Annotated in this window: 22 protein-coding genes; 9 read left to right on the forward strand and 13 right to left on the reverse strand. The window is 76.2% G+C overall.

Going from position 1 to position 22,710, the window contains the following annotated elements; translation table 11 throughout:
- The first annotated feature begins 15 nt into the window (after nt 1-15).
- On the forward strand, nt 16-861 hold the full coding sequence (locus ACGF15_RS14740; RefSeq protein WP_392799078.1) for a spermidine synthase: 846 nt from the start codon (nt 16-18) through the stop codon (nt 859-861).
- A 99-nt stretch (nt 862-960) separates the two neighbouring features.
- Here ACGF15_RS14740 and ACGF15_RS14745 read toward each other — a convergent pair whose 3' ends face one another.
- Entirely contained in the window at nt 961-1,974 is a 1,014-nt protein-coding gene (locus tag ACGF15_RS14745) for a hypothetical protein (protein WP_345614943.1), read from the reverse strand.
- 94 nt (nt 1,975-2,068) lie between these two features.
- On the opposite strand from ACGF15_RS14745, the gene ACGF15_RS14750 reads away from it, so the two are divergent.
- Nucleotides 2,069-2,521 carry a DUF4442 domain-containing protein gene (locus ACGF15_RS14750; RefSeq protein ID WP_345614942.1) on the forward strand — a complete coding sequence of 151 codons (453 nt, stop codon included), beginning with the start codon at nt 2,069-2,071 and terminating at the stop codon, nt 2,519-2,521.
- Between the two features lie 75 nt (nt 2,522-2,596).
- Here the strand turns inward: ACGF15_RS14750 and ACGF15_RS14755 are convergent, their stop codons facing one another.
- From ACGF15_RS14755 to ACGF15_RS14780, 6 genes are all read right to left on the reverse strand, one after another.
- A complete protein-coding gene (locus ACGF15_RS14755) occupies nt 2,597-3,127 on the reverse strand; it encodes a gamma carbonic anhydrase family protein (RefSeq protein ID WP_392799083.1) in 531 nt (176 codons plus the stop codon).
- 153 nt (nt 3,128-3,280) lie between these two features.
- On the reverse strand, nt 3,281-4,540 hold the full coding sequence (locus tag ACGF15_RS14760; RefSeq protein WP_392799086.1) for a cytochrome P450: 1,260 nt from the start codon (nt 4,538-4,540) through the stop codon (nt 3,281-3,283).
- On the reverse strand, nt 4,537-5,169 hold the full coding sequence (locus ACGF15_RS14765; protein ID WP_345614939.1) for an ATP/GTP-binding protein: 633 nt from the start codon (nt 5,167-5,169) through the stop codon (nt 4,537-4,539). Before ACGF15_RS14765 ends, ACGF15_RS14760 begins: the two co-directional genes overlap by 4 nt.
- On the reverse strand, nt 5,150-5,506 hold the full coding sequence (locus tag ACGF15_RS14770; protein WP_392799089.1) for a DUF742 domain-containing protein: 357 nt from the start codon (nt 5,504-5,506) through the stop codon (nt 5,150-5,152). Before ACGF15_RS14770 ends, ACGF15_RS14765 begins: the two co-directional genes overlap by 20 nt.
- Nucleotides 5,503-5,922 carry a roadblock/LC7 domain-containing protein gene (locus ACGF15_RS14775; RefSeq protein ID WP_345614937.1) on the reverse strand — a complete coding sequence of 140 codons (420 nt, stop codon included), beginning with the start codon at nt 5,920-5,922 and terminating at the stop codon, nt 5,503-5,505. Before ACGF15_RS14775 ends, ACGF15_RS14770 begins: the two co-directional genes overlap by 4 nt.
- Nucleotides 5,923-6,061: 139 nt before the next feature.
- On the reverse strand, nt 6,062-7,987 hold the full coding sequence (locus tag ACGF15_RS14780; RefSeq protein WP_392799092.1) for an ATP-binding protein: 1,926 nt from the start codon (nt 7,985-7,987) through the stop codon (nt 6,062-6,064).
- A gap of 395 nt (nt 7,988-8,382) precedes the next feature.
- Here ACGF15_RS14780 and ACGF15_RS14785 point away from each other — a divergent pair, with 395 nt between their 5' ends.
- The gene (locus ACGF15_RS14785; protein ID WP_345614935.1) at nt 8,383-9,120 is read left to right on the forward strand and encodes an acyltransferase; all 738 of its coding nucleotides are present in this window, start codon (nt 8,383-8,385) and stop codon (nt 9,118-9,120) included.
- A 42-nt stretch (nt 9,121-9,162) separates the two neighbouring features.
- On the opposite strand, the gene ACGF15_RS14790 is transcribed toward ACGF15_RS14785, so the two are convergent.
- Complete coding sequence (locus ACGF15_RS14790) at nt 9,163-10,029, reverse strand: EamA family transporter (RefSeq protein WP_392799095.1); 867 nt, start codon at nt 10,027-10,029, stop codon at nt 9,163-9,165.
- A gap of 92 nt (nt 10,030-10,121) precedes the next feature.
- Here ACGF15_RS14790 and ACGF15_RS14795 point away from each other — a divergent pair, with 92 nt between their 5' ends.
- Nucleotides 10,122-10,694 (forward strand): helix-turn-helix domain-containing protein, encoded by a 573-nt coding sequence (locus ACGF15_RS14795; protein ID WP_392799098.1) that lies wholly within the window; start codon nt 10,122-10,124, stop codon nt 10,692-10,694.
- Nucleotides 10,695-10,848: 154 nt separating this feature from the next.
- Here ACGF15_RS14795 and ACGF15_RS14800 read toward each other — a convergent pair whose 3' ends face one another.
- Complete coding sequence (locus ACGF15_RS14800) at nt 10,849-11,256, reverse strand: CoA-binding protein (protein ID WP_360654757.1); 408 nt, start codon at nt 11,254-11,256, stop codon at nt 10,849-10,851.
- Nucleotides 11,257-11,361: 105 nt separating this feature from the next.
- Here ACGF15_RS14800 and ACGF15_RS14805 point away from each other — a divergent pair, with 105 nt between their 5' ends.
- The 3 genes from ACGF15_RS14805 (at nt 11,362) to ACGF15_RS14815 (ending at nt 16,427) form a co-directional block, all read left to right on the forward strand.
- Entirely contained in the window at nt 11,362-11,988 is a 627-nt protein-coding gene (locus ACGF15_RS14805) for a YigZ family protein (protein WP_345614932.1), read from the forward strand.
- Nucleotides 11,989-12,054: 66 nt separating this feature from the next.
- Nucleotides 12,055-13,221, forward strand: coding sequence for an exonuclease SbcCD subunit D (locus ACGF15_RS14810; RefSeq protein WP_392799103.1), 1,167 nt, complete (start codon nt 12,055-12,057; stop codon nt 13,219-13,221).
- Nucleotides 13,218-16,427 (forward strand): AAA family ATPase, encoded by a 3,210-nt coding sequence (locus ACGF15_RS14815; RefSeq protein WP_392799106.1) that lies wholly within the window; start codon nt 13,218-13,220, stop codon nt 16,425-16,427. Before ACGF15_RS14810 ends, ACGF15_RS14815 begins: the two co-directional genes overlap by 4 nt.
- Before the next feature lie 39 nt (nt 16,428-16,466).
- Here ACGF15_RS14815 and ACGF15_RS14820 read toward each other — a convergent pair whose 3' ends face one another.
- Nucleotides 16,467-16,913: an Lrp/AsnC family transcriptional regulator gene (locus ACGF15_RS14820; protein WP_345614929.1), complete on the reverse strand. Its 447-nt coding sequence runs from the start codon at nt 16,911-16,913 to the stop codon at nt 16,467-16,469.
- Between the two features lie 94 nt (nt 16,914-17,007).
- Here ACGF15_RS14820 and ACGF15_RS14825 point away from each other — a divergent pair, with 94 nt between their 5' ends.
- Entirely contained in the window at nt 17,008-17,505 is a 498-nt protein-coding gene (locus tag ACGF15_RS14825; protein ID WP_392799110.1) for a rhodanese-like domain-containing protein, read from the forward strand.
- Between the two features lie 72 nt (nt 17,506-17,577).
- On the opposite strand, the gene ACGF15_RS14830 is transcribed toward ACGF15_RS14825, so the two are convergent.
- Nucleotides 17,578-19,260, reverse strand: coding sequence for a DUF885 domain-containing protein (locus ACGF15_RS14830; protein ID WP_362608286.1), 1,683 nt, complete (start codon nt 19,258-19,260; stop codon nt 17,578-17,580).
- Nucleotides 19,261-19,292: 32 nt separating this feature from the next.
- Nucleotides 19,293-19,799: an Lrp/AsnC family transcriptional regulator gene (locus ACGF15_RS14835; RefSeq protein WP_392799113.1), complete on the reverse strand. Its 507-nt coding sequence runs from the start codon at nt 19,797-19,799 to the stop codon at nt 19,293-19,295.
- Nucleotides 19,800-19,859: 60 nt separating this feature from the next.
- Here ACGF15_RS14835 and ACGF15_RS14840 point away from each other — a divergent pair, with 60 nt between their 5' ends.
- Complete coding sequence (locus ACGF15_RS14840) at nt 19,860-21,053, forward strand: PLP-dependent transferase (RefSeq protein WP_362608288.1); 1,194 nt, start codon at nt 19,860-19,862, stop codon at nt 21,051-21,053.
- Nucleotides 21,054-21,198: 145 nt separating this feature from the next.
- Here the strand turns inward: ACGF15_RS14840 and ACGF15_RS14845 are convergent, their stop codons facing one another.
- Nucleotides 21,199-22,590: a GNAT family N-acetyltransferase gene (locus ACGF15_RS14845; RefSeq protein WP_392799117.1), complete on the reverse strand. Its 1,392-nt coding sequence runs from the start codon at nt 22,588-22,590 to the stop codon at nt 21,199-21,201.
- Nucleotides 22,591-22,710: the final 120 nt, after the last annotated feature.

Consider the following 22,710-nt stretch of genomic DNA (forward strand, 5'->3'; position numbering starts at 1 on the left):
GGCAGAATGCTGTCCGTGAACGACCCGATCCCCGTGCTGCGCACCGTCGACGGCGGTACCGCGAGACTGCTGCCCGACGTGGACCGTGCGCGGGCCTGGCTGCTGACGCTCGACGGCTCCCCGCAGTCCTACGTCGACCTCGACGACCCGCTCCACCTGGAGTTCGAGTACGCCCGCAGACTCGCCCACGCGGTGGACTGCGCGGCCGAGGAGGGGGAGCCGCTCGACGTGCTGCACCTGGGCGGCGGGGGGCTGAGCCTGCCCCGCTGGATCGCGGCGGTGCGCCCCGGCTCCCACCAGGACGTGGCCGAGTGGGACGGACGGCTGAACGAGCTGGTCGCCGACGTGCTGCCGCTGCCCCCCGGCTCCGGGGTCGCGGTGCACACCGCGGACGCCCGTGCCCACCTGGAGTCGCGGCCCTCGGGGAGCGCCGACGCCGTGGTCGCCGACGTCTTCGGCGGCGCCCGCGTGCCCGCCCGGGTCACCTCCGTGGAGTACGCGCGGGAGGTGCGCCGCGTGCTGCGGCCGCGCGGGGTGTACGCGGCCAACCTGGCGGACGGGGCGCCCTTCGCCTTCCTCCGCTCCCAGCTGGCCACCTTCGCCGCGGTCTTCACCGAGCTGGCACTGATCGCCGAGCCCTCGGTGCTGCGCGGCCGCCGCTTCGGCAACGCCGTGCTCGTGGCCTCCCGGGCACCGCTGGACACCGCCGCAATGGCCCGGCGGGCCGCGGCGGACGCCTTCCCGGCCCGTGTCGAGCACGGGCCCGCGCTGCGGCGCCTGACCGGCGATGCCCGCCCGGTCTTTGACGAGGAGGCGACGGACTCGCCCGAGCCGCCGGGCGGAGCGTTCACCCTGCGCTGACGGCCGGCCTCCGGGGCCGGCGGACCGGGTGGGAGCCGGGTGCCGGCGCACCCCGCCCGGGCGGGGCGCGCCGGCACCCGGCGCGGAGCGGTCCCGCGGTCAGGAGGCCGGGGTGGGCTCCGCCAGGCGCACCGAACTCATGATCTTCTCGATCGTCGCGTCGTCCAGCTCGTCCTCGACCCCCGCGGCCGCGTAGAGCACCCAGGACTTGAAGTCGCCGTTCGGGTCCTTGAAGGAGAAGGCGACGGCCTTCCCGTCCGTCTCGCACTTGTGCGCCTTGGTGACACCGGTGGCGGTCGCCTTGGACATGCTGCCCTTCAGGCCGGAGGAGGTCGTGTAGTCCACCGCCTTGGTGATCTTCACCTTCTTCGGGTCGGTCTGGGCGTAGGCCGCCCACACCCAGTTGCCCGCCTCGTTGTAGGCCGCCTCGGCCGTGTTCTTGGCGCCCTTTCCGCCCTTGGAACCGGTACCGCTCAGGCTCCAGTCCTCGACCTTGCCGTCCTTGTCCGAGTCGAACTCGCACCAGCTGCTCTTGAGGAAGGCGGGCGCGGTCATCATCACCGCGGGCGAGCCGTCGCCCTTCTTCTCGTCCTCGAAGCCAGAGGCCAGGCCGCTGCCGGCCACCTCCCAGTCCTGCGGGACGTCGAAGCGCGTGCCGTGCTTGGGGTTGGTGACGACCTTCCATCCCTCGATCACGGGCTTCGCCTCGCCCCCGGCGCGCGGGTTGTCCGCGGGGGCCGGGGAAGCCGACCCGCCCCCCTCCTCGGAGGCGGAGGCCGAGGGGGACGCGGCCGCGGTGCCGCCCTTGCCCGAGTCGCCGCCGTCGTCCTTGCCGAGCACCAGGTAGCCCGTCACCCCGGCCGCCGCGACGACCGCGGTGGCCGCGGCGATCGCGACCAGGGTCGTCCTGCGCCGGTCCTCGCGCCCCGGCCCGGGCGCGCCCGGAGGCTGCCCCGGGACCGCGTACTGGGGCGCGGTCGGCTGCTGGTAGGGATTCGGCTGCTGGTACCCCGGCTGCTGGTAGGGGTTCGGCTGCTGGTACCCCGGCTGCTGGTACGGGTTCTGGTCCTGCGGGTTCTGCTCGCCCCCGGGCGGCTGCTGTCCTGGCCACATGGCCAGTAACCATAGAGGGACCCCTCCGGTGCGTCAGCGCCCACCCGGGGACGGCTGTGGCCAAGGGTGACTACTCGTGGGTAACATGCGGCGCATGAGCGCAGACGAGAAGTCCCTGGGCGAGCTGCTCGCCGCCACGGTCCCCATGGTGAAGACCCTCAACCTGGAGTACCTGGAGACCACCCCCGAACGGGCCGTGCTCCGGCTGCCCGACCAGCCCGCGTACCACAACCACGTCCAGGGCCCGCACGCCGGCGCCATGTTCACCCTGGCCGAGTCCGCGAGCGGCGCCATCGTGCTCGCCGCCTTCGGCGACCAGCTCTCGCGGGCCGTGCCGCTGCCCACCACCGCGCGGATCGACTTCAGGAAGATCGCCCGGGGCGTCGTCACCGCCACGGCCACCCTCGGCCGGCCCGCCGCCGACGTCGTCGCGGAACTGGACGCGGGCGAGCGCCCCGAGTTCCCGGTGAACGTCGCCATCACCCGCGAGGACGGCGCCGTCACCGGCGAGATGGACATCGTCTGGACGCTGCGCCCGAACGGCTGAGCCACCGTCCCGCTGCCGCCGCACCGGAAGCTCGCGTCCCGTGCGGCGGCCCCGGCCGCCGGGCCCCTGCCCGGCTCAGCCGCCCAGCGCCGCGCGGTGCTGCGAGGCGAGTTCCAGGTACGCGGCCGCGTTCACCCGGATGCCCTCGCGCTCCTCCTCCGTGAGCTCGCGCCGGACCTTCGCCGGGACCCCTGCCACCAGCGACCCCGGCGGGACCTGCATGCCCTGCGGCACCAGCGCCTGCGCGGCGACCAGCGAACCCGCCCCGATCCGCGCCCCGTTGAGCACCGTCGCACCCATCCCGACCAGTACTTCGTCCTCCACGGTGCAGCCGTGCAGCACCGCGTTGTGGCCCACCGAGACCCGCTCGCCGACGACGACGGGGAACCCGGGGTCCGTGTGCACCGTGCAGTTGTCCTGGATGTTGCTGTCCGCGCCCACCGTGATGGGGCCCATGTCCGCCCGCAGGACGCTGTGGTACCAGACGCTCGCGCCCGCCGCCAGCACCACGTCCCCCAGTACCACCGAACCGGGCGCGGTGAACGCCCCCTCGTCGACCCGGGGCCTGCTGCCGCCCACTTCCGCCACCAGTGCGCGCTCCGTCATCTGCCTCTCCTCGGGTGATCGTTGCGCCGGGCCGTCCCGCCGCGCCCACCGCACGGTAGGGGACGGCGGGGGCGCCCCGACCACCGGGGCGCCCCCGCCCGTGCCGTCCGGCCGTCCGGCCCCGCGCGGCGCCCCCCGCCCGCCGGGGTGCGGCTACCCCGCCACGGGGGTGAAGCGCACCGGCAGCTCCGTGGGCCCCCGCATCCACACCGAGGGCCGCCACGCCAACTGCTCCGGCTCCACGGCCAGCACCACGTCCGGCAGCCGCTCGAGCAGCGTCTCCACCGCGGTGCGCGCCATCACGTCGGCCAGCAGCGGAGCCGGGTAGGGGCAGCGGTGCTCGCCGTTGCCGAAGGACAGGTGCGCCGCGTTCTCCGCCCCGACACGGCCGTCCGGCCAGATCCCCGGGTCCGTGTTGGCCGCCGCCAGCCCCAGCACCAGGCAGTCGCCCGCCCGGATGCGCCGCCCCGCGAGCGTGGTGTCCCGCACCGCCCACCTGCCGATGAAGTTCTGTATGGGGGTGTCCAGCCACAGCACCTCGTTGAGCGCCTGCCCCACGCTCAGCCGCCCGCCGGACACCCGCAGCGCGAACCGGTCGTCGGTCAGCAGCAGCCGCAGGGTGTTGCCGATCCAGTTCCCGGTCGGCTGCTGGGCCCCGGCGATCAACGCGATCAGGTCCTGCACGATCTGCTCGTCCGTCAGCGCGGCGGGATGCGCCAGCATCCGGGAGGCCACGTCCGGGCCGGGAGCGGCGCGCTTGTCCTGCACCAGCCGCTGGATCCGCGCCTGCACCCGGGCGTAGGCGCCGACCGGGTCGTCGCCCTCCCCGACGTCCAGCGAGACTCCCAGGTCGCGCACCAGCTCCTCGGCGTCCGGACCCCGGTCGGGCAACCCGCACATCCGGATCGCCGCCCGCATCGGCAGGGCGTGTGCGTAACGGGCCATCAACTCGGCCTCCCCGCACCCGGCGAAGCCGTCGACGAGCAGTTCCGCGATCCGGCGGCAGCCGTGGGCCAGCTCGAACTGGTCGACCGCCTCCAGCGCCTCGGTGATCACCCCCGCGCGCCGCTGGTGCTCGGCCCCCTCGGTGAACAGCACCGAGGGCCGGTGCCCCACGAACGGCAGCAGCGGCCAGTCCGGAGGGACGGATCCCCACCGGTTCCAGCGCCGGGAGTCCCGGGCGAACAACTCGTCGTGGGCGGTGACATGGCCGAGCTCGGCATACCCGAGGACCAGCCAGGCGGGGACGTCCCCGTCGAGGAGCACCGGTGCCACGCCGCCGTAGCGGCGGCGCAGGTCACGGTAGAGCGCGGCCGGTGCCCGCTGGTACTCCGGACCGCCCAGCCGCACCGCGGTCTCGGCTGGGCGGTCCGCGCCGGGTGGTGTGGGTGCGGGTGGTGTGGGGTCGTTCACGGCTTCCCTTCCCGGGCCTCGGCCAGCGCGCGGAGATGGTCGACGAGGGTGATCAGCACGTACTTGCCGGAGGAGCGGACCCGGGCGTCGCAGTCGATCAGGGGCACCTCCGGGCCCAGGGACAGCGCCTGGCGGATCTCGCCCAGCGAGAAGGCGGCGAGGTCGCCGTCGAAGCGGTTCACGGCGACGACGAAGGGGGTGCCGTGGTGCTCCAGGCGGTCGACGGCGTACCAGGAGTCGCTCATCCGGCGGGTGTCGACCAGCACCACCGCGCCGAGGGTGCCCGAGAACAGCCGGTCCCACAGGAACCAGAAGCGCTCCTGCCCGGGAGCCCCGAACAGGTAGAGCACCTTGCGCTCGTCCAGGCTGATGCGGCCGAAGTCGAACGCGACCGTGGTGGTGCTCTTGCGGCCCACGCCCGCCGTCTCGTCGACGCCGACCCCGGCCCGGGTCATCACCTCCTCGGTGTTCAGCGGGCGGATCTCGCTGACGGAGCGGACCAGGGTGGTCTTGCCGACGCCGAAGCCCCCGACGACCACGATCTTCAGTCCGGTGTCGGCCGCGAGGCCGAGGGGGACGCGGGCGGCCGGGACGGTCCCGGCGGCGGTGTCAGAGCCGGCGGAGTCCATGCAGCACCTCCTCCAGGAGCGTGGAGTCGGGCAGCGGGACGTCCGCCCCCGGTCGCGGGTGGCGGGCGGTGATGCGTCCGGTGGCGAGCAGGTCGCCGAGGAGGATCCGGACGACGGTCACCGGCATGCCCAGGTCCGCCGAGATCTCCACCACCGCGGAGGGCGTGCGGCACAACCGCAGGATCCGGACGTGCTCGGATTGCATCCAGGGGGCCGGATCGCTCTCGGCCACGATCAGGGTGACGAGGTCGAAGGCGTCGCCGTCGGCGCGGCTGCGCCCGCCGGTCACGGTGTAGAGCCGCTCCGGACCGCCCACCTCGACGGGGCGGCGCGTCATGAGGCGGGGGCCTCCTGCGCGGGGAGCCGCGGCTCGGCCCGCAGGTGGTCGCCGATCTGCTCGACGAGCGCGGTCATGTGGTGGCCCACCACACCGGGGTCGGCGCCGTCCTCGGCGACGACGCCCAGGTGCGCCCCGTCGCCCGCCTCCACGATGAACAGCAGGCCGCCGTGGAACTCGGTCATCGAGTGCCGCACGCCGCCGCTGCCGTCGCCGAACTCCACGGACGCGCCCTGGGCGAGGGCCTGGATGCCGGAGCAGACGGCCGCCAGCTGGTCGGCCTGGTCGAGGGTCAGGTGCGGGCTCCAGCAGAGCTTCAGTCCGTCGCGGGAGAGCACCAGCGCATGGCGGGTGCCCGGAGTCCGCTCCAGCAGACTCTCCAGGAGCCAGGTCAGGCTGTTGTCGGTGGTCTGCATGATGTCGCTGGGCCTCGTCCCGGCCGGTGGCCGGGCGGCGGGCCGCTCCTCCTGTCTGGTACGGGACGTCGGGTCCGTCGCGGATGCGCCCGGCGCGACGGGTCCGCGGGGTGGCGGGGGACCGGGCCCCCGGCCGGGCTCAGCGGGCCCCGGCGGGCGGGTTCCCCGGGGCCCGGGGCTCGGGCACGGCCTGTGCGGCGCCCGGGTCCGGCGCGGTGGTGCCGGGGCCGGCCGTCCGGGGCTGCGGGCGGTGCGCCCCGTCCGCGGGCCCACGTCCGCCTCCTGCCCCGCCCTCCGGGGGGCCGGGGGGCCGGGCGCGGGCCAGGCCGTCGGCGAAGGCCCCGAAGCGCGCGCCGGCGTCCCCCGCCCCCCGGGCACGCGGCGGCGACTGCCCCGGGTCGTGGCGGCCGCGGTCCGCGGCCGCCATGGTGCGGCCCGGGGGCCGCACCGGGAGCCCGCCCGGGGTGGCCACCCGCCGGTCCGCGGCCGGGGGAGGCGGGGCGGGGGCGGTCCGGGAGGTGCCGGCGCCCGGTTCGGTGGTCGCGCCCGCGGGGAGCGGGGCGTGCCCCGCGGGGCGGGCCGGTGCGCCGTCCGCCACCGTCACCGGCACCGGCACCGCCTCGTCCACGGCCCCTGCCCCGGACCCCGAGGCCGTCGGGGCCGAGGGCCCCGGTGCGAGGACGTCGGCGCGGGGGGCGGGCTCCCCGGTCCCGGCGTCCCCCGGCCGCGAGAGCACCTGCGGGGGGAACAGCACGACCACCCCGGTGCCGCCGCGCGAGGAGGGCCGGAAGCTGACGCTCAGCCCGTAGCGGGAGGCGATGCGGCCGACGACGGTCAGGCCAAGCCGGGTCCCCTGGAGCCGGGCGAGGTCCTCGGAGCGCCCGGAGACGGCCTCCTCGGCGCGGCGCAGGGCGGCGTCGGCCATCTTCAGCCCGCTGTCCTCGATGGTCACCACCAGGCCCGCCGTCCGCTCCTCCACATAGACGTGCACCTCGTCGACGGGAGGCGAGAAGTTGGCCGCGTTGTCCATGAGTTCGGCGAGGAGGTGCATCACCGCTTCGGCGGCGAACCCGGCGACGCAGGCGGTGCCGGAGGAGTGCAGCCGCACCCGCCGGTAGGCGGCGATGCGCCCGGCGGCCCCGCGGAGCACGCTCTCCAGGGGAAGGGGCTTGTTCCACGCCCGGCTCGCGCGGCCGCCCATGAGCAGCGCGAGCCGGTCGGTGAGCAGGCCCAGCTGGGAGGTGCTGTGGTCCAGGAGGAGCAGGTCGCCGAAGACCTCCTCGCCGTGCCGGTCCTGCATCTCCCGCAGATCGGCCAGCATGGACACCACCGCGGCCTGCACCCTGCTCAGTGCTCGGGCACCCGCTTCCCGGGCCGCCGCGGCCCGTCGCTCGCCCAGGGCCAGTTCGCGCACGGTCGCCTCGGCGAGCACCCTCAGCCGTCCGTCGGGCGGCAGCTCCAGCCGGCCGAGGACGGTGTCGGCGGAGGAGCCGTCGCGCAGGCGGGCGACGGCGGCGGGCAGGGTCACCGCGGTCAGCCGGTCGATCCCGTCGGCGGCCAGCGCCAGCTGCCGTACGGCGCGCCCGCCGTCGTCCGCCGCCTGCCGCGTCCGCCGGGCGGCGTCCTCCAGTTCCTGGGCGAGTCGGCGCAGCAGGCGCTGCAACCGGGGGTCCTGCGGCGGTGCGAGCGAGGCGAGCACCCGGGCGGCCGGCTCCCCGTCGCGCAGCCGCGCGGCGAGGGCGGGCAGGGCGGTGTCGGCCAGCTGCGCGGACTCGGCGGCGGCCCGGGCGGCCCGGGCCCGCAGGGTGCGCAGCTCGGCGTCGGAGGCCGCGGCGGCGCGGCGGGCCCGGTTCACGGCGCCCGCCCCTCCGGCGACCGCCGCCGCAAGGCAGAGCCATGCCGCGCACACGGTCGCGGCCACCCAGGGGCGCGCGGCGTCGGGCGCCGCGGCGACCGCTGCCGCACCGGCGGCGGCCGCCGCGGTGACGAGGGCGGCCTGGGCGGCCGCGGAGACCGGTCGCGGTGCGTGGTTCCTGCGTTGCGGGGGAGTGGCTGGCACTGGCATTCCGCGATCCCTCGCTGCTCTTGTGCGGGATGTTCACCTGGAACGGGACGGGCCGCCCGTCGACCCGGGGCGGCCGGTGCCGCGGCGGTCGCCCGGGAGGCGGCGGAGGCCGCGGCGGCAGGTCCGCGATCGCACCCGGCCGCCGGTCGCCGGGTGTGATCGCTCGTGTACGTGTGGTGCTCATGCTAGCCACGGGGGTGCCCCGCACCGGCGGGAGCGCGCGTATGTCCACAGAACGGTGGAAGCCCCTGCGAAGTCGCGCGCGGGGGCGCGTGTCCGTGGTAGTTCCCGGGGTGCCGGGCGCGTGGAGCGGGTCGTGCGCGGGGGGCGCGTGTGGGGTGAACATCACAGCGCACCAGGGCCTTTGGGTCCTGGGGCCCGACTACCGTGTGCGGGTGCCCAGGAACCGAAACACGTCCTCCCCGCTCGCCGCGTGGCGGCGGCGCGTCCTCGCGCGTGCCGTCCACCGCGGGTGGCGGTGGGTGCAGGAGGCCGGGTCCGTCACCGCGTCCCACCCCGGGCGGCTGCGCTTCCGCCGCATCGGCGAGGGCACCCGCCTGGCCTTCCCGCAGGGCACGGTCTTCGGCGAGCGGTGGATCGAGCTCGGGGCCCACTGCGTCATCGCCGAACAGGTGACCCTGACCGCCGGGATGATGCCCGGACTCGACCTGGGGCCCGACGCGATCCTGACCCTCGGGGACGGAGTGGTGCTCGGGCGCGGCAGCCATGTCATCGCCGACACCCGGGTGTCCATCGGCTCGGACACCTACTGCGGGCCGTACGTCTACATCACCTCCACCAACCACAGCTACGACGACCCCGAGCAGCCGGTGGGCCGCCAGTGGCCGCGCGCCGACCCGGTGGAGATCGGTCCCGGCTGCTGGCTGGGCACGGGGGCGGTGGTCCTCCCGGGCGCCCGCCTCGGGCGCAACGTGGTGGTCGCGGCCGGGGCCGTGGTGCGCGGCGAGGTGCCGGACCACGCCGTGGTCGCCGGGGCGCCCGCCCGGGTCGTCCGGCGCTGGGACCCGGAGGCGGGCTGGCAGCCGCCGCTGCGCACGCCCGCCCCGGTGCCCGTCCCCGAGGGCGTCACCCCCGAGCAACTGCTGGCGCTCGCCGAGCTGGAGGAGGGCTGAGGCGGCGGCGCCGTGCGCGTCGGCGCGGCGGCCGGCCGGCCGTCAGCCCGTGGCCAGCAGGACCGTGCCCATCAGCGCCAGACCGGCACCGGCGGCCTGGACCGCCCGTACCCGCTCGCGCAGCAGCACCAGCGCGGCGAGCACCGTGACCACGGGGTAGAGGTTGGCCAGCACGGCCGCCATGGTGACCGGCCCGAGCTGCGCCGCCGTGGCATAGGTGCCGTTGGCCGCGACGTCCGCCAGGCCGACGAAGGCCAGGGCCGGCAGCGAGGCCGCCACCACCGCCAGGCCCCCTTCGGCGGGCAGGGCCCGTCCGCCGCGCCGCACCGAGACCCACAGGGCCGCGCCGCCCACCGCGACATTGGCGACCCGCTGGACGAAGAGGGCCAGGAAGAGTCCCTTGACGCTGGTGGAGGCCTCCGCGATCAGGGCCATCACGGCGCCGAAGCCGAAGGCGGCGACCAGCGTCAGCCAGATCGCCTGGCGCTGCACCGGCGCCCCGCGCAGTTCCGGTCCGCCGGCCAGCACCACTCCCGCGACGGCCACGCCGATGCCCGCGAACTGCAGCAGCCCCGGCCGCTCCCCGAGCAGCAGCCCCACGCCGACGGGGACCGCCACGCCCAGGGAGCCGAGGGGGGAGACCACGCCCATGGGGCCGAGCGCGAGGGCCTTGTAGAAGGAGAGCATCGCCACGGGGCCGACCACCCCGGCGGCCGCGGCGTACCAGAGCCGGGGGCCGGCCTCCGCGAACCCGCCCGTGGCGACCACCACCGCACCGAGGACGACCACGGCGACGGACTGGGAGACCACCACCACGGTCAGCGCCGGCGTGCGACGGGTGAGCAGGCCCCCGCCGAAGTCCGCGAGCCCCCACAGGAGGCTCGTCGCCAGCGCGAAGAGTGCGGTCATCAGGGCCTCGCAGTACAGTGTGTTGAACGGTGGAGTGCACCACACGGTAGTGCAGTCCATTGCATCCTGTCATTCACTATATTGGACGGACCGTGTCTGACCTCGACCAGCTCACGCAGTCCCTCGCCCGCAACCTCAAGCACTGGCGGAGCGAACGCGGCTTCACCCTGGACGCCCTGGCGGCCCGCTCCGGCGTCAGCAGGGGCATGATCATCCAGATCGAGCAGGCGCGCACCAACCCCAGCGTCGGCACCACCGTGAAGCTCGCCGACGCCCTCGGCGTCAGCATCACCACCCTGCTCGACCACCAGCAGTGCGCCCAGGTGCGCATGGTCCCCCCGGAGCAGGCCGTACGGATGTGGTCCACCTCCACCGGCAGCTCCACCACCCTGCTGGTCGGCAGCGAGCGCGGCGGCCCCCTGGAGCTCTGGTCCTGGCGGCTGACACCCGGCGACGAGAGCGCCTCAGACCCCCACCCCGACGGCACCACCGAACTGATCCATGTGACCGCAGGGGTGCTCACCCTGATCGCCGACGGCCAGGAGCACACCGTCCCGGCGGGCACCTCGGCCACCTTCGAGGCCAACGTCGCGCACACCTACCGCAACGACGGGGACGAGACCGTGGAGCTGATGATGGCCGTCTCGGTGCCCCCGGTGCGCTGAGCCGGGCCGCCCCGGGGGCAGGCGCGCCCGGCCCCGTGAGCGCGGCGCGCCCGGCGCCGGGGACCCGCCGGGGACGCCCCGCCGGGCGCGCCCCGTCCCACGGGACCCGCCCGGCACGCCCCGCCGGGCCCGGGCCCGGCCGGGCCGGTGCGGTTCAGCCCAGGCGGGGGAGCTCGATCGCCGGGCAGCGGTCCATCACCATGTCCAGCCCGGCCGCCCGCGTACGGGCGTACGCCTCCGCGTCGACCACCCCCAGCTGGAACCAGACGGCCCGGGCGCCCACCGCCACCGCCTCGTCGGCCACGCGGCCCGCGTGCTCCGCGTTCACGAACACGTCCACCACGTCGACGCCGAAGGGGATGTCCGCGAGCGAGGCGTACCCCTGCTCGCCGTGCACCGTCTCGGCCTTCGGATGCACCGGCACGATCCGCTTGCCGTGCCGCTGCAGCGTCCGCGCCACGCCCCACGCCGCACGCGCCCGGTTGCCGGACAGCCCCACCACCGCCCAGGTGTCGCCCGTGTCGTTCAGGATCCGGCGGATCGTCTCGTCGTCAGCGTCCATGCCCGCACAACCCGGCGCGACCCGTCGGGCATTCCCGCCCCGCGGTGCCGCCCGCCCGCCCCTCCCGGCGCCCGGGCGGCACCGCGGGGCGCATAGGGTGGCGGGATGCAGGACCAGTACCGGACGGTCGCCCGCGAGGGCGTCCACGAGAGCGAGATCAACCGCTCCCGCTTCCTCTGCGCCCTCGCCCCCGCGGCGACGGAGGAGGAGGCGCAGGCCTTCGTCGCCCGCATCCGCAGGGAGCACCCCACCGCCACGCACAACTGCTACGCCTATGTCGTCGGCGCGGACGCCTCCGTGCAGAAGGCGAGCGACGACGGCGAGCCCGGCGGAACCGCGGGCGTCCCGATGCTCCAGATGCTCCTGCGCCGCGAGGTCCGCTACACCGCCGCCGTCGTCACCCGCTACTACGGAGGCGTGAAACTGGGCGCGGGCGGACTGATCCGCGCCTACGGAGGCGCGGTCGGCGAAGCGCTCGACGCCCTCGGCACCGTCACCCGCAGGCGCTTCCGCATCCTCGCGGTCACCGTCGGCCACCAGCGCGCGGGCAAGCTGGAGAACGACCTCCGGGCCACCGGGCGCACCGTCCGCGAGGTCGCCTACGGCGACGCGGTCCGCATCGAGATCGGGCTGCCCGACGCCGAGGTCGGGGCCTTCGCCGCCTGGCTCGCCGACGCCACCGCTGGCACCGCCGCCCTGGAGATCGGCGGCGAGGCCTACGGCGATGCGTGACCCCGGCCGCACCCCGCCCGCCGCGCCCGCCCCCGATGTCCGACCCCGCCGATACCCTCACCGATCATGAGACTCCTGCACACCTCGGACTGGCACCTGGGGCGGTCGCTGCACCGGGTGAGCATGCTCGGCGCCCAGGCCGCCTTCCTCGACCACCTCGTCGCCACCGCCCGCGACCGGGAGGTGGACGCGGTGCTCGTCGCCGGGGACGTCTACGACCGCGCGGTGCCCCCGCTCGCCGCCGTCGAACTCTTCGACTCCGCCCTCCACCGCCTCGCCGAGGCCGGCGTCCCCACCGTGATGATCTCCGGCAACCACGACTCCGCGCGCCGTCTCGGCGTCGCCGCCGGACTCATCGAACGGGCCGGGATCCACCTGCGCACCGACCCCGCCGGCTGCGCCGCCCCCGTCCTCCTCCACGACGCCCACGGCCCCGTCGCCCTCTACGGCCTGCCCTACCTCGAACCCGCCCTCGTCAAAGACGAGTTCGGCACCGAGAAGGCCGCACACGAGAGCGTGCTCGCCGCGGCCATGCGACGCGTCCGCGAGGACCTCGCCGGCCGTCCCCCCGCCACCCGGTCCGTCGTCCTCGCCCATGCCTTCGTCCAGGGAGGGCGGGAGAGCGACAGCGAGCGGGACATCACCGTCGGAGGAGTCGCCGCCGTTCCCGCGGGCGTCTTCCACGGCGTCGACTACGTCGCCCTCGGCCACCTCCACGGCTGCCAGACCCTCACCGAACGGGTCCGCTACTCCGGCTCCCCCCTCGCCTACTCCTTCTCCGAGGCCGCCCACCGCAAGTCCCTCTGGCTCGTCGACCTCGGCCCCGGCGGCGAACTGGCCGCGGAACGGGTCGACTGCCCCGTCCCCCGCCGTCTCGCCCGGCTCCGAGGCACCCTCGACCGGCTCCTCACCGACCCCGCCCACACCCGCCACGAGGACGCCTTCGTCGAAGCGGTGCTCACCGACCCCGTGCGCCCCGCCGACCCCATGGCCCGCCTGTGCGAGCGCTTCCCCCACACACTGAGCCTCGCCTTCGCACCCGAACGCGCCGGGCAGGACGACACCGCCGGCTACGCCCGGCGGCTCGCCGGACGCAGCGACCAGGAGATCGCGGAGGACTTCGTGGCCCATGTGCGCGGCGGCAGCGCCCCCGACGCCGAGGAGCGCGCCGTCCTCCGCGACGCCCTCGACGCCGTCCGCGTCGACGGCCGGCTGCGCGAGGTGGCCGGGTGAGACTCCACCGGCTGACCGCGACCGCCTTCGGCCCCTTCGCCACCTCCCAGCACGTCGACTTCGACACCCTCTCCGAGGCCGGGCTCTTCCTCCTGCACGGCCAGACGGGCGCGGGCAAGACCTCCGTCCTCGACGCCGTGTGCTTCGCCCTCTACGGAGCCGTGCCGGGCGCCCGGCAGAGCCCCGGCGCCTCCCTCCGCAGCGACCACGCCGACGCCCGCACACCCACCGAGGTCCGGCTCGACCTCACGGTCGGCGGCCGGCGCCTGGAGATCACCCGCAGACCCGCCCAGCCGCGCCCCAAGGCCCGCGGCACCGGATTCACCACCGAACGGGCCCAGAGCCTGCTGCGCGAGTACGACGCCGCCACCGCCACCTGGACGGCGCTCAGCCGCTCGCACCAGGAGATCGGCGAGGAGGTCACCCGCCTCGTCGGCATGAGCCGGGAGCAGTTCTGCCAGGTCGTGCTGCTGCCCCAGGGGGACTTCGCGCGCTTTCTGCGCGCCGACGCCGAGTCCCGGGCCAAGCTCCTCGGACGGCTCTTCGACACCCGCCGCTTCGCCGCCGTGGAGGAGCGCCTCGCGGAACTGCGGCGCGCCGCCGAGCAGCAGGTGCGCGCGGGCGACGAGCGCCTGCTCGCCCTCGCCCACCGCATGGAGCAGGCCGCCCGCGCCCCCCGGGACGGCGACCTGGCCCTGCCGCGGCTCCGTCCCGGGGACGCCGGACTCGCCGGGACCGTCCTCGGCTGGGCCGCCCTCGCCCGGGTGGAGGCCCGCGAGGAGCACGAGGCCGCGCTGCTGCGCGCACAGGCCGCGGAGGCGCGCCAGGCCGACGCCCGCGCCGCCCTGGACGCCGCCCGCGAACGGGCCCGCCTCCAGCGCCGCCACGCCGAGACCACCGGCCGCCGGGACGCCCTGGAGGCCGCCCGGCCCCGCCACGAGGCCCGCCTGGCCCGGGAGGACCGCGCCCTGCGGGCCGGGCCCGTGCTGCCCGCGCTCCGCCTCGGGCAGGACGCGGCCCGCGCCCACGCCGAGGCCCGGGAGGCCCACGACCGCGCCCGAGCAGCCCTCCACCCCGCCGACCGCGCCGCCGCCGCGGACACCGCAGCGGAGCCCGGCGCCGAGGCGGCGACCGAGCGGGAGCACGCCCTGCGCCGGGAGCTGGGCGCCCTGGAGTCCGCCCGCCGCGCGGAGCGGCGCGCCGAGGAGATCGTCCGCGAGCGCGCCCTGCTGGAGCGCGAGGCCCGGGCCGACGAGGAGGCGCTGGCGGAGGCGTCCGCCTGGCTCGCGGGCTGGGAGGCCCTGCGGCGCGGCCACCTCGACCGCATCGCCGCCGCGCAGGAGGCCGCCACCCGCGCCGAGCACCTCGCGGGCCGCCTCGCCCCCGCCCGCGAACGCCGGGACGCCGCCCGTGAACGCGACGAACTCACCGCCCGCGCCGAGCAGGCCGCGTCCCGGCTCCACCGGCTGCACGGCGCGGCCAACGAGGCGCGCAGCCACTGGCTGGACCTCAAGGAGCGCCGGGTCCTCGGCATCGCCGCCGAACTCGCCTCGGCCCTCGCACCCGGAGCCCCCTGCGCCGTCTGCGGCTCCACCGACCACCCCGCCCCCGCGCAGGCGTCCGCCGGCCATGTCGACCGCGCGGCCGAGGACGCGGCGTACGCCGAGAGCCGTCGTGCCGAGGAGCGCCGCGCGGAGGGGGAGCGCGCACTCGCCGTGCTCGGCGAGGCCCGCGCGGGTGCCGCCGCCCGTGCCCGGGGGGTGGCGCCCGCCGCACCGGGCGGCTCCCCCGCCGCCCCGGACGGGCCTGCCGCCGCCCCTGACGCATCGACGGCGCCGGAGGGCGGCGGCACGCACCTCCGCACCGCCCTCGCCCCCGGCGCGGACGACCCCGGCCGGGCGGGCGTGCCGGGACCCCGCGCGGCGGAGGACGAGCCCTCGGCCGAGGAACTGGGACGGGCGGTCCAGGAACTGGAGCGCGCGCTCGCCGAGGCCCGCTCCGGCGCCGCCGCGACCCACCCGGCCCGGGCGGCGCTGGAGCGGGCCGAGCGGGAGCACGACGAACGCAGCGACGCCCGCCACCGGGCCGAGCAGCGGATCGCGGCCCGCACCTCCCGCCGCGAGGCGCTCGACCGGGAGCAGGACCTCCTCGAAGAGGAGCTGCACCGGGCCCGCGGCGATGCGGGGACGGTCGCCGAGCGCGCCGCGCAGCTGGAGCGGCGCCTCGCGCTGCTCGCCGCGGCGGGCGAGGCGGCGCGCACCCTCGCCACCGCCGAACGGCAGCGCCAGGAGGCTGCCGAGCACCTGGACGCCGCCCTGCGCGAGGCGGGCTTCGCCACGGCGGAGGACGCGCGCGAGGCCGCCCTGGCCCCGCCCGAACTGGAGGAGCTCCGGGCGGCGGTCGACGCCTGGCGGACGGAGCACGCGGCCGTGGCGGAGCGCATGGCCGAGACCGACACCCGGGCGGCGGCCGGCCTCGACCCGGCCGACCTCCCGGCCGCCGAGGCGGCGGCCGGGCGGGCCGAACGCGCCCTGCGCGAGGCCGCCGAGCGGTTCGCGGCCGCGCGGGAGCGGTCGGCGGCGCTCGACGGACTCTCCCGCGAAGCGACCGCGGAGGTCCGCCGGCTCGGTCCGGTGCGCGAGCGCTACGACCGGGTCGCCGCCCTGGCCGGGCTCACCGCGGGCACCTCCTCGGACAACGAGCGCCGGATGCGCCTGGAGTCCTACGTCCTGGCCGCCCGGCTCGAACAGGTCGCCGCCGCGGCGACGGTGCGGCTCCAGCGGATGTCCTCGGGCCGCTACACCCTGGTGCACTCGGACGCCCGGGCGGGCGCCCGCCGCGCCGGGCTGGGCCTGCACGTGGTCGACGCCTGGACGGGCCGCGAGCGGGACACCGCGACCCTCTCGGGCGGCGAGACCTTCTTCGCCTCCCTCGCCCTCGCCCTCGGCCTCGCCGACGTGGTGACCGACGAGGCGGGCGGGATGCGCCTGGACACCCTCTTCATCGACGAGGGCTTCGGCAGCCTCGACGACCAGACCCTCGACGAGGTGCTCGACGTGCTGGACTCCCTGCGCGAACGCGACCGCAGCGTCGGCATCGTCAGCCATGTCCCCGACCTGCGGCGCCGCATCCCCGTCCAGCTGGAGGTGGTCAAGGCCCGCACGGGCTCGGCCGTCCGCCTGCGCACGGGGGCGCCGGCGGGCTGACGGAGGCGGGGCGGGGGCGGCTGCCGGCGGGGCCCGGTGTCAGCCGCCCACCGCGCGCCGCGGCAGGGGGGAGGAGTACACGACGCTCGTGGTGACCGAGCCGAGGGCGCCGATCCTCCCCGACACCTCCTCCAGGTGCCGCATCGAGCGGGCGGTGACCTTCAGGACGAAGCAGTCGTCACCCGTCACATGGTGCGCCTCGACGACCTCCGGCGTCGTCTCCAGCAGGTCGTGGAACGGCTTGTAGTTGCCGTTCGGGTAGCGCAGCCGCACGAAGGCCAGGATCGGAAGCCCGAGCCGCTCGGGCTCGACCACGGCCGCGTAGCCCGTGATGACGCCCGCGTCCTCCAGCCGCCGGACCCGTTCGGTGACCGCGCTCGCCGACATGGCCACCTCCCTGGCGAGCTGGGTGAAGCCGATGCGGCCCTGCGCCTGGAGGACCGCCAGGATGCGCCGATCCGTGGCGTCCGGTGAATATCCCGTCATCACTTGATGATGACAGGGGATTCCACGGCGGATCACCGTGGACCCCGTGGAAGATGCCTTCAGCGCCGCGAGAAGCAGCCATAGATTTTCCGTCATGAACAGCACACCACGGCCCACCGCCTCCCGGACCGACTGCCCCGTCCTGCAGGTGCCGCCCGCCTCGCCCGAGGCCGCCGCCGCCCACTTCCGGGCGAGTCTGGCCTTCCACACCGACGTCGCCGACGTCGCCGCCGCCCTGGCCGCGCCGGGCGGGCCCGCGTTCGTCCTCGTCGACTCCCGCTCCACCGAGGCGTGGGAGCAGGGGCACGTCCCCGGCGCGGTCCACCTCCCCACCGCCCTCGTACCCGAGCAGGCGGAGCGGCTGCTCGACCGGGCGGTCCCGGTGGTGGCCTACTGCTGGGGCCCCGGCTGCGACGGCGCCGCCCGCTCGGCCCTCGCCCTCGCCGAACGCGGCTACCGGGTCAAGGAGATGCTCGGGGGTTTCGAGTACTGGGCCCGCGAGGGCTTCGCCTACGACACGGCCCAGGGGCCCGAGCGCCGCTCACCGGACCCCCTGACCGCCCCCACCGCCCCGGGCGCCTGCGGCTGCTGACGCCCGGCCGCGCGCGCCGGCGGCCCGTGCCGGGCCCCTCCGCGGGAGCAGGGCGGAGGGGCCCGGTGCCGGTCAGAGCCGGGAGAGCTCGTCCACCAGGTCGTCCAGCCCGAGCGACCCCTGGGACAGTGCGGCCATGTGCCAGGCCTTCGCGTCGAAGGCGTCACCGTGCGCCCGGCGCGCGTTCTCCCGGCCCAGCAGCCAGGCGCGCTCGCCCAGCTTGTAGCCGATGGCCTGGCCCGGCATGGAGAGGTAGCGGGTCAGCTCGCTCTCCACGAAGTCGGCGGGGCGTCCGCTGTGCGCGCCGAAGAACTCCTGCGCGAGCTCCGGCGTCCACCGCTCCCCGGGGTGGAAGGGGGAGTCCGCAGGGATCTCCAGCTCCAGGTGCATGCCGATGTCCACGATCACCCGGCAGGCGCGCATCATCTGCGCGTCCAGGTAGCCCAGGCGGCGCTCCGCGTCCGGGAGGAAGCCCAGCTCGTCCATCAGGCGCTCGGCGTACAGCGCCCAGCCCTCGCAGTTGGCGCTGACCGTGCCGACGGTGGCCTGGTAGCGGGAGAGGCGGTCGGCCACGTGCACCCACTGCGCGAGCTGGAGGTGGTGGCCCGGCACGCCCTCGTGGTACCAGGTGGACACCAGGTCGTACACCGGGAACCGGGTCTCGCCCATGGTCGGCAGCCAGGTGCGGCCCGGCCGGGAGAAGTCCTCCGAGGGGGCCGTGTAGTAGGGGGCCGCGGCGCCTCCGGGCGGCGCGATGCACGACTCCACCCGCCGTACCCGGTCGGCGAGGTCGAAGTGGGTGCCGTCGAGCGCGTCGATCGCCTCGTCCATCAGCTTCTGCAGCCAGACGCGCACCTCCTCCTCGCCCTCGATGTGCTCCCCGTGCTCGTCGAGGTGGGCGAGCGCCTCCCAGGGGCCCGCGCCGGGCAGGATCCGCGCGGCCTCCGCCCGCATCTCGGCGAGCAGCCGGTGGTACTCGGACCAGCCGTAGGCATAGGCCTCGTCGAGGTCGAGGTCGGTGCCGTTGAAGTAGCGCGACCAGCGGGCGTACCGCTCGCGGCCCACGGTCTCGGGCGCCCCCTCGACCGCCGGCGCGTACACCTCCCGCATCCAGTCCCGCAGCGACACCAGGGCCTCGGTCGCCCCGCGGGCCGCGACGTCCAGCTCCACGCGCAGGGAGGCCGGCCCCCCGGCGGCGAACTCCTCGAACCAGCCGTGGCCGCCGCCGATCCACTCGGTCAGCTGGCCGACGAAGGTGGCGGTCGCCCGGGGGCCGCCGTACAGCCCGCGGTCGAGCCCGAGGGCCAGCGAGGCGCGGTATCCGTCCAGGGCCCGGGGGACGGCCCGCAGCCGCTCCGCAACGGCCGACCAGTCCTCCTCCGTCGCGGTCGGCGTGACCGTGAAGACCTCCCGCACCGCGTGGGCGGGCGAGTGGATGTTGCTCACCGTCCGGAGTTCCTCGCCGGCCTCGTGGACGGCGAGTTCGGCGGTGAGGCGCTCCCGCAGCAGGCGCGCGCAGCGCCGCTCGGTCTCGGCCTCGGCGCCGGGCAGCCGCTCCGCCGCGGAGAGCAGGTCCAGGGTGCGGCGCCCGAGTGCGGCCACCTCCTCCCGGCCGGCGGGGGAGAAGTCGGGGAGCAGTCCGGAGCTCTCCGGGATCCCCAGGTACGTACCGGTGATCGGGTCGAGTTCGACGAGTGCGTCGACGTAGGCGTCGGCGACCTGGCGCGGCAGCGCGCTGCTGGAAGTGGCTGGCATGGGGCCATCCTGGTACGCGGGCGGCCGCCGCGTCAGCACCCTTCGCCGCGGGTGGCCTGACGTGCCGGGGCCGGTGGCAGCAGCGGACCGCACTCCCACTGCTGGAATATCAGCCTGGTCTCCACCCGGGCCACTTCCCGCTGCGAGGTGAACTCGTCCAGAACCAGACGTTGGAGGTCCGCCATGTCGGACACCGCGACGTGCACCAGGTAGTCGTCGGGGCCGGTGAGGTGGAAGAGGGCGAGCGACTCCGGCAGTGCCCTGATGCGCTCGACGAACGGTCCGATCAGCTCCCGGCGGTGCGGCCGCACCTGGACCATCAGCAGGGCCTGGAGCCCGCGTCCCAGGCGGGCGGGGTCGAGGGCCAGCCGGTGCCCGGTGATGACGCCGGAGCGGCGGAGCCGGGCGACCCGGTCCAGGCAGGTGGAGGGCGCCACCCCGACCTCGGCGGCCAGATCGCGGTAGGTGGTCCGGGCGTCGTTCTGAAGGAGCCGGAGAATGTGGAGATCCACCGGGTCCAGTGCGACGGATTCGGCCATGCGCCGAACGTAGCACGGGGCCAGGGGGCTACTTCTTGGTAACTGTTCACAGTGCCGCCCATGGAGAACGCAGCAGCGGCCGCGCCCGCATCCCGGGCCCTGGCCACCGACGCCGTGCACGCCGGCCGCGAGGATCTCGCGGAACTGGGCCTGCACGCCCCGCCGCTCGATCTTTCGACAACCTACCCCTCCTACGACGCCGCCGCCGAAGCGGCCCGGATCGACGCCTTCGCCGAGACCGGTGCACGCCTGGACGGCCCGCCCGTCTACGCCCGGCTCGACAACCCCACCACCGCACGGTTCGAGACGGCCCTGGCCGCGCTGGAGGGAACCGAGGCGGCCGTCGCCTTCGCCAGCGGGATGGCCGCGCTCACGGCCGTGCTGCTGGCACGGGCCGCCGAGGGCCTGCGCCATGTCGTCGCCGTCCGCCCGCTGTACGGGTGCAGCGACCACCTGCTGACCGCCGGGCTGCTCGGCACGGAGGTCACCTGGACCGACCCGGCGGGCATCGCCGACGCGCTGCGCCCGGACACGGGGCTGGTGATGGTGGAGACCCCGGCCAACCCGACCCTCGCCGAGGTGGACCTGCGGGCGGTGCGCCACGCCTGCGGATCGGTGCCGCTGCTCGTCGACAACACCTTCGCCACCCCGGTGCTCCAGCGTCCCGCGGAGGAGGGTGCCCGGATGGTGCTGCACAGCGCCACCAAGTACCTCGGCGGCCACGGCGACGTGATGGGCGGTGTGGTGGCCTGCGACGAGGAGTCCGCGCGGGCGCTGCGCCGGATCCGCTTCGCCACCGGCGGGGTGCTGCACCCCCTCGCGGGCTACCTGCTGCTGCGGGGGCTGTCCACGCTGCCGGTGCGCGTCCGGGCGGCGTCGAGGACGGCCGCGGACCTGGCCCGCCGCCTGGCCGCGGACCCGCGTGTGGCCCGGGTGCACTACCCGTCCGTCGGCGGGGCCATGGTCTCCTTCGAGACCTACGGCGACCCCCTGGAGGTCATCGCCGGTGTCCGGCTGATCACCCCCGCGGTCAGCCTGGGCAGCGTGGACACGCTCATCCAGCACCCGGCCTCGATCAGCCACCGGATCGTGGACGAGGGCGACCGGCGGTCGGCGGGCGTCAGCGACCGCCTGCTGCGGATGTCCGTCGGTCTGGAGGACGTCGAGGACCTGTGGCGGGACCTGACCGGGGCGCTCGGCGGCCGCGGCCGGCCGGCGGCCGCGGCCCGGCCCGCGGAACTGCTGGGCTCCTGAGGGCGCGCGGGGCCGGTCCCGCACGGGGCGGACGCCGGGCCGCGGCGCTCCCCGGGGGCGGGGCGGCTCCGCCCCGCCCCCGGTCCGCCCGGCCGGCCGCACTCTCCGTGCCCCGCGGGCCCGCCGGCGCCGCCGGACGCGCGGCTCAGCGTTCGCCGCGCCCCGGTGCCCGGGCGGGCCCGCGGTACGCCTCCGGGAGGGCCGACGCGGCGGGGTCCAGGCGGGCGGTGACCACCAGCGTGCCCTCCTCGATCTGGTAGTCGAGCGGCAGACCGAGTCCCCGCATCGCCGCGACCATGCCGGTGTTGGACGCCTGGGTCACGGCGTAGACGCTGGCGCAGCCCGCCTCCGCGGCGAGAGCGACCAGCCGCCGCAACAGCTCGGATCCGATCCCGCGCCGCTGCCAGGCGTCCTCGACGACGAGGGCCACCTCGGTCTCGTCCCCGTCCCACAGCAGGTGGCCCAGGGCCACCAGCCGGCCGGACGCGGTCTGCACGGCGAGGGTGCGGCCGTAGCGCGGGCTCAGCAGGTGGTTGAGGTAGCGGTCCGCGTCGGCCACGGGGCCGTGGTAGCGCAGCGAGCGCGTACGCTCCGAGCACCGCTCGTGCATGGCGAGCGCGGCCGGGACGTCCGCCTGGTCGGCGCGCCGGACGATGATCTCGTTGCCCGCGGGGAGCGTCAGCACGTCCTGGCGGCGCGGGACCCGGGGACCGAGCCGCGCGTCCAGTTCGACCAGCGCCCGGGCCCGGGCGAACTCGGTCGGGGTGAACGGAAGGTACGGGCGCTCGACGGTGATCGCGCCCCCGGCGGGGTCGCGCAGATGCATCACGGTGTCCTCCAGCACCCCTTCCACCGGTGGCATGTCCCCGACGGGGCGGCCGCTGAGGGAGACCGGCGGGCGCGAGCGGATGGTGCACCGCCCGAGCAGCTGGCGCAGGGCGAGGGGGAGTTCCGCCGCGTCCAGCGCGGTCCTCGTGGCGAGTCCCAGGACCCGGGTGGGGGTGTCCACGAGGTCGTGGGCGTCGGCCCGCTCGGTCCAGGTGTCCCGGCCACCGGCCGCCGCGACCTCGCGGCACAGGCGCTGGGCGTCGACCTCGGCGGGGGCGCGCAGCAGGAACTCGTCGGCGGTGCCGTCGCCGAGGGGGTGCGTCTGGAGGGTGAGGATGTCCACCCGCAGCGCGGCCAGGGCCGCGCACAGGGCCGCCAGGCTCCCGGGTGCGTCCTCGACCGTGGTGCGCATGCGCCACAGCGCGGTCTCCCGGACCGCGCCGTCCCCGGCCGCCGCCGGGCCGGGTGCCCCGTCGTCGGGGGGCGCGGCGTGGCGGTGCCGGTGTGCCCACCAGGTGTGGAAGGCGGCGGTGGCGACGAGGACGGCGGCCGAGGCGACGAGCAGGAAGGGGCCGTCGGGTCCGTGACCGACCAGGTTCGCGAGGGCGTCGGCGACCGCCACCGCGGTGAAGAGGGCGGCGAGCTCGATCACGTCGCGCCGCCAGTGGGGGGTGCGGAGGGTCTTCTTCGCGGATGTCGCCTCAGTCATATGACCACTGTGGACGAAGGGTGTTGCGTGATCACGAACGCTTTGTGACTGATGAGTTAAAGGCCGATCGGGGCCGCTATCGTCCCTTTCCGGCCGAATCCTGGGAGGATTCGGCCGGAT

Source organism: Streptomyces sp. NPDC048001, assembly GCF_043203115.1.
Taxonomy (GTDB): Bacteria; Actinomycetota; Actinomycetes; order Streptomycetales; family Streptomycetaceae; genus Streptomyces; species Streptomyces sanyensis.

Excerpts from the sequence above, each read along its gene's own strand:
- ACGF15_RS14745 (WP_345614943.1), bottom strand. The coding sequence starts at position 1,974 with ATGTGGCCAGGACAGCAGCCGCCCGGGGGCGAGCAGAACCCGCAGGAC.
- ACGF15_RS14750 (WP_345614942.1), top strand. The coding sequence starts at position 2,069 with ATGAGCGCAGACGAGAAGTCCCTGGGCGAGCTGCTCGCCGCCACGGTC.
- ACGF15_RS14755 (WP_392799083.1), bottom strand. The coding sequence starts at position 3,127 with ATGACGGAGCGCGCACTGGTGGCGGAAGTGGGCGGCAGCAGGCCCCGG.
- ACGF15_RS14765 (WP_345614939.1), bottom strand. The coding sequence starts at position 5,169 with ATGGACTCCGCCGGCTCTGACACCGCCGCCGGGACCGTCCCGGCCGCC.
- ACGF15_RS14770 (WP_392799089.1), bottom strand. The coding sequence starts at position 5,506 with ATGACGCGCCGCCCCGTCGAGGTGGGCGGTCCGGAGCGGCTCTACACC.
- ACGF15_RS14775 (WP_345614937.1), bottom strand. The coding sequence starts at position 5,922 with ATGCAGACCACCGACAACAGCCTGACCTGGCTCCTGGAGAGTCTGCTG.
- ACGF15_RS14780 (WP_392799092.1), bottom strand. The coding sequence starts at position 7,987 with ATGCCAGTGCCAGCCACTCCCCCGCAACGCAGGAACCACGCACCGCGA.
- ACGF15_RS14790 (WP_392799095.1), bottom strand. The coding sequence starts at position 10,029 with ATGACCGCACTCTTCGCGCTGGCGACGAGCCTCCTGTGGGGGCTCGCG.
- ACGF15_RS14800 (WP_360654757.1), bottom strand. The coding sequence starts at position 11,256 with ATGGACGCTGACGACGAGACGATCCGCCGGATCCTGAACGACACGGGC.
- ACGF15_RS14805 (WP_345614932.1), top strand. The coding sequence starts at position 11,362 with ATGCAGGACCAGTACCGGACGGTCGCCCGCGAGGGCGTCCACGAGAGC.
- ACGF15_RS14810 (WP_392799103.1), top strand. The coding sequence starts at position 12,055 with ATGAGACTCCTGCACACCTCGGACTGGCACCTGGGGCGGTCGCTGCAC.
- ACGF15_RS14820 (WP_345614929.1), bottom strand. The coding sequence starts at position 16,913 with ATGACGGGATATTCACCGGACGCCACGGATCGGCGCATCCTGGCGGTC.
- ACGF15_RS14825 (WP_392799110.1), top strand. The coding sequence starts at position 17,008 with ATGAACAGCACACCACGGCCCACCGCCTCCCGGACCGACTGCCCCGTC.
- ACGF15_RS14830 (WP_362608286.1), bottom strand. The coding sequence starts at position 19,260 with ATGCCAGCCACTTCCAGCAGCGCGCTGCCGCGCCAGGTCGCCGACGCC.
- ACGF15_RS14835 (WP_392799113.1), bottom strand. The coding sequence starts at position 19,799 with ATGGCCGAATCCGTCGCACTGGACCCGGTGGATCTCCACATTCTCCGG.
- ACGF15_RS14840 (WP_362608288.1), top strand. The coding sequence starts at position 19,860 with ATGGAGAACGCAGCAGCGGCCGCGCCCGCATCCCGGGCCCTGGCCACC.
- ACGF15_RS14845 (WP_392799117.1), bottom strand. The coding sequence starts at position 22,590 with ATGACTGAGGCGACATCCGCGAAGAAGACCCTCCGCACCCCCCACTGG.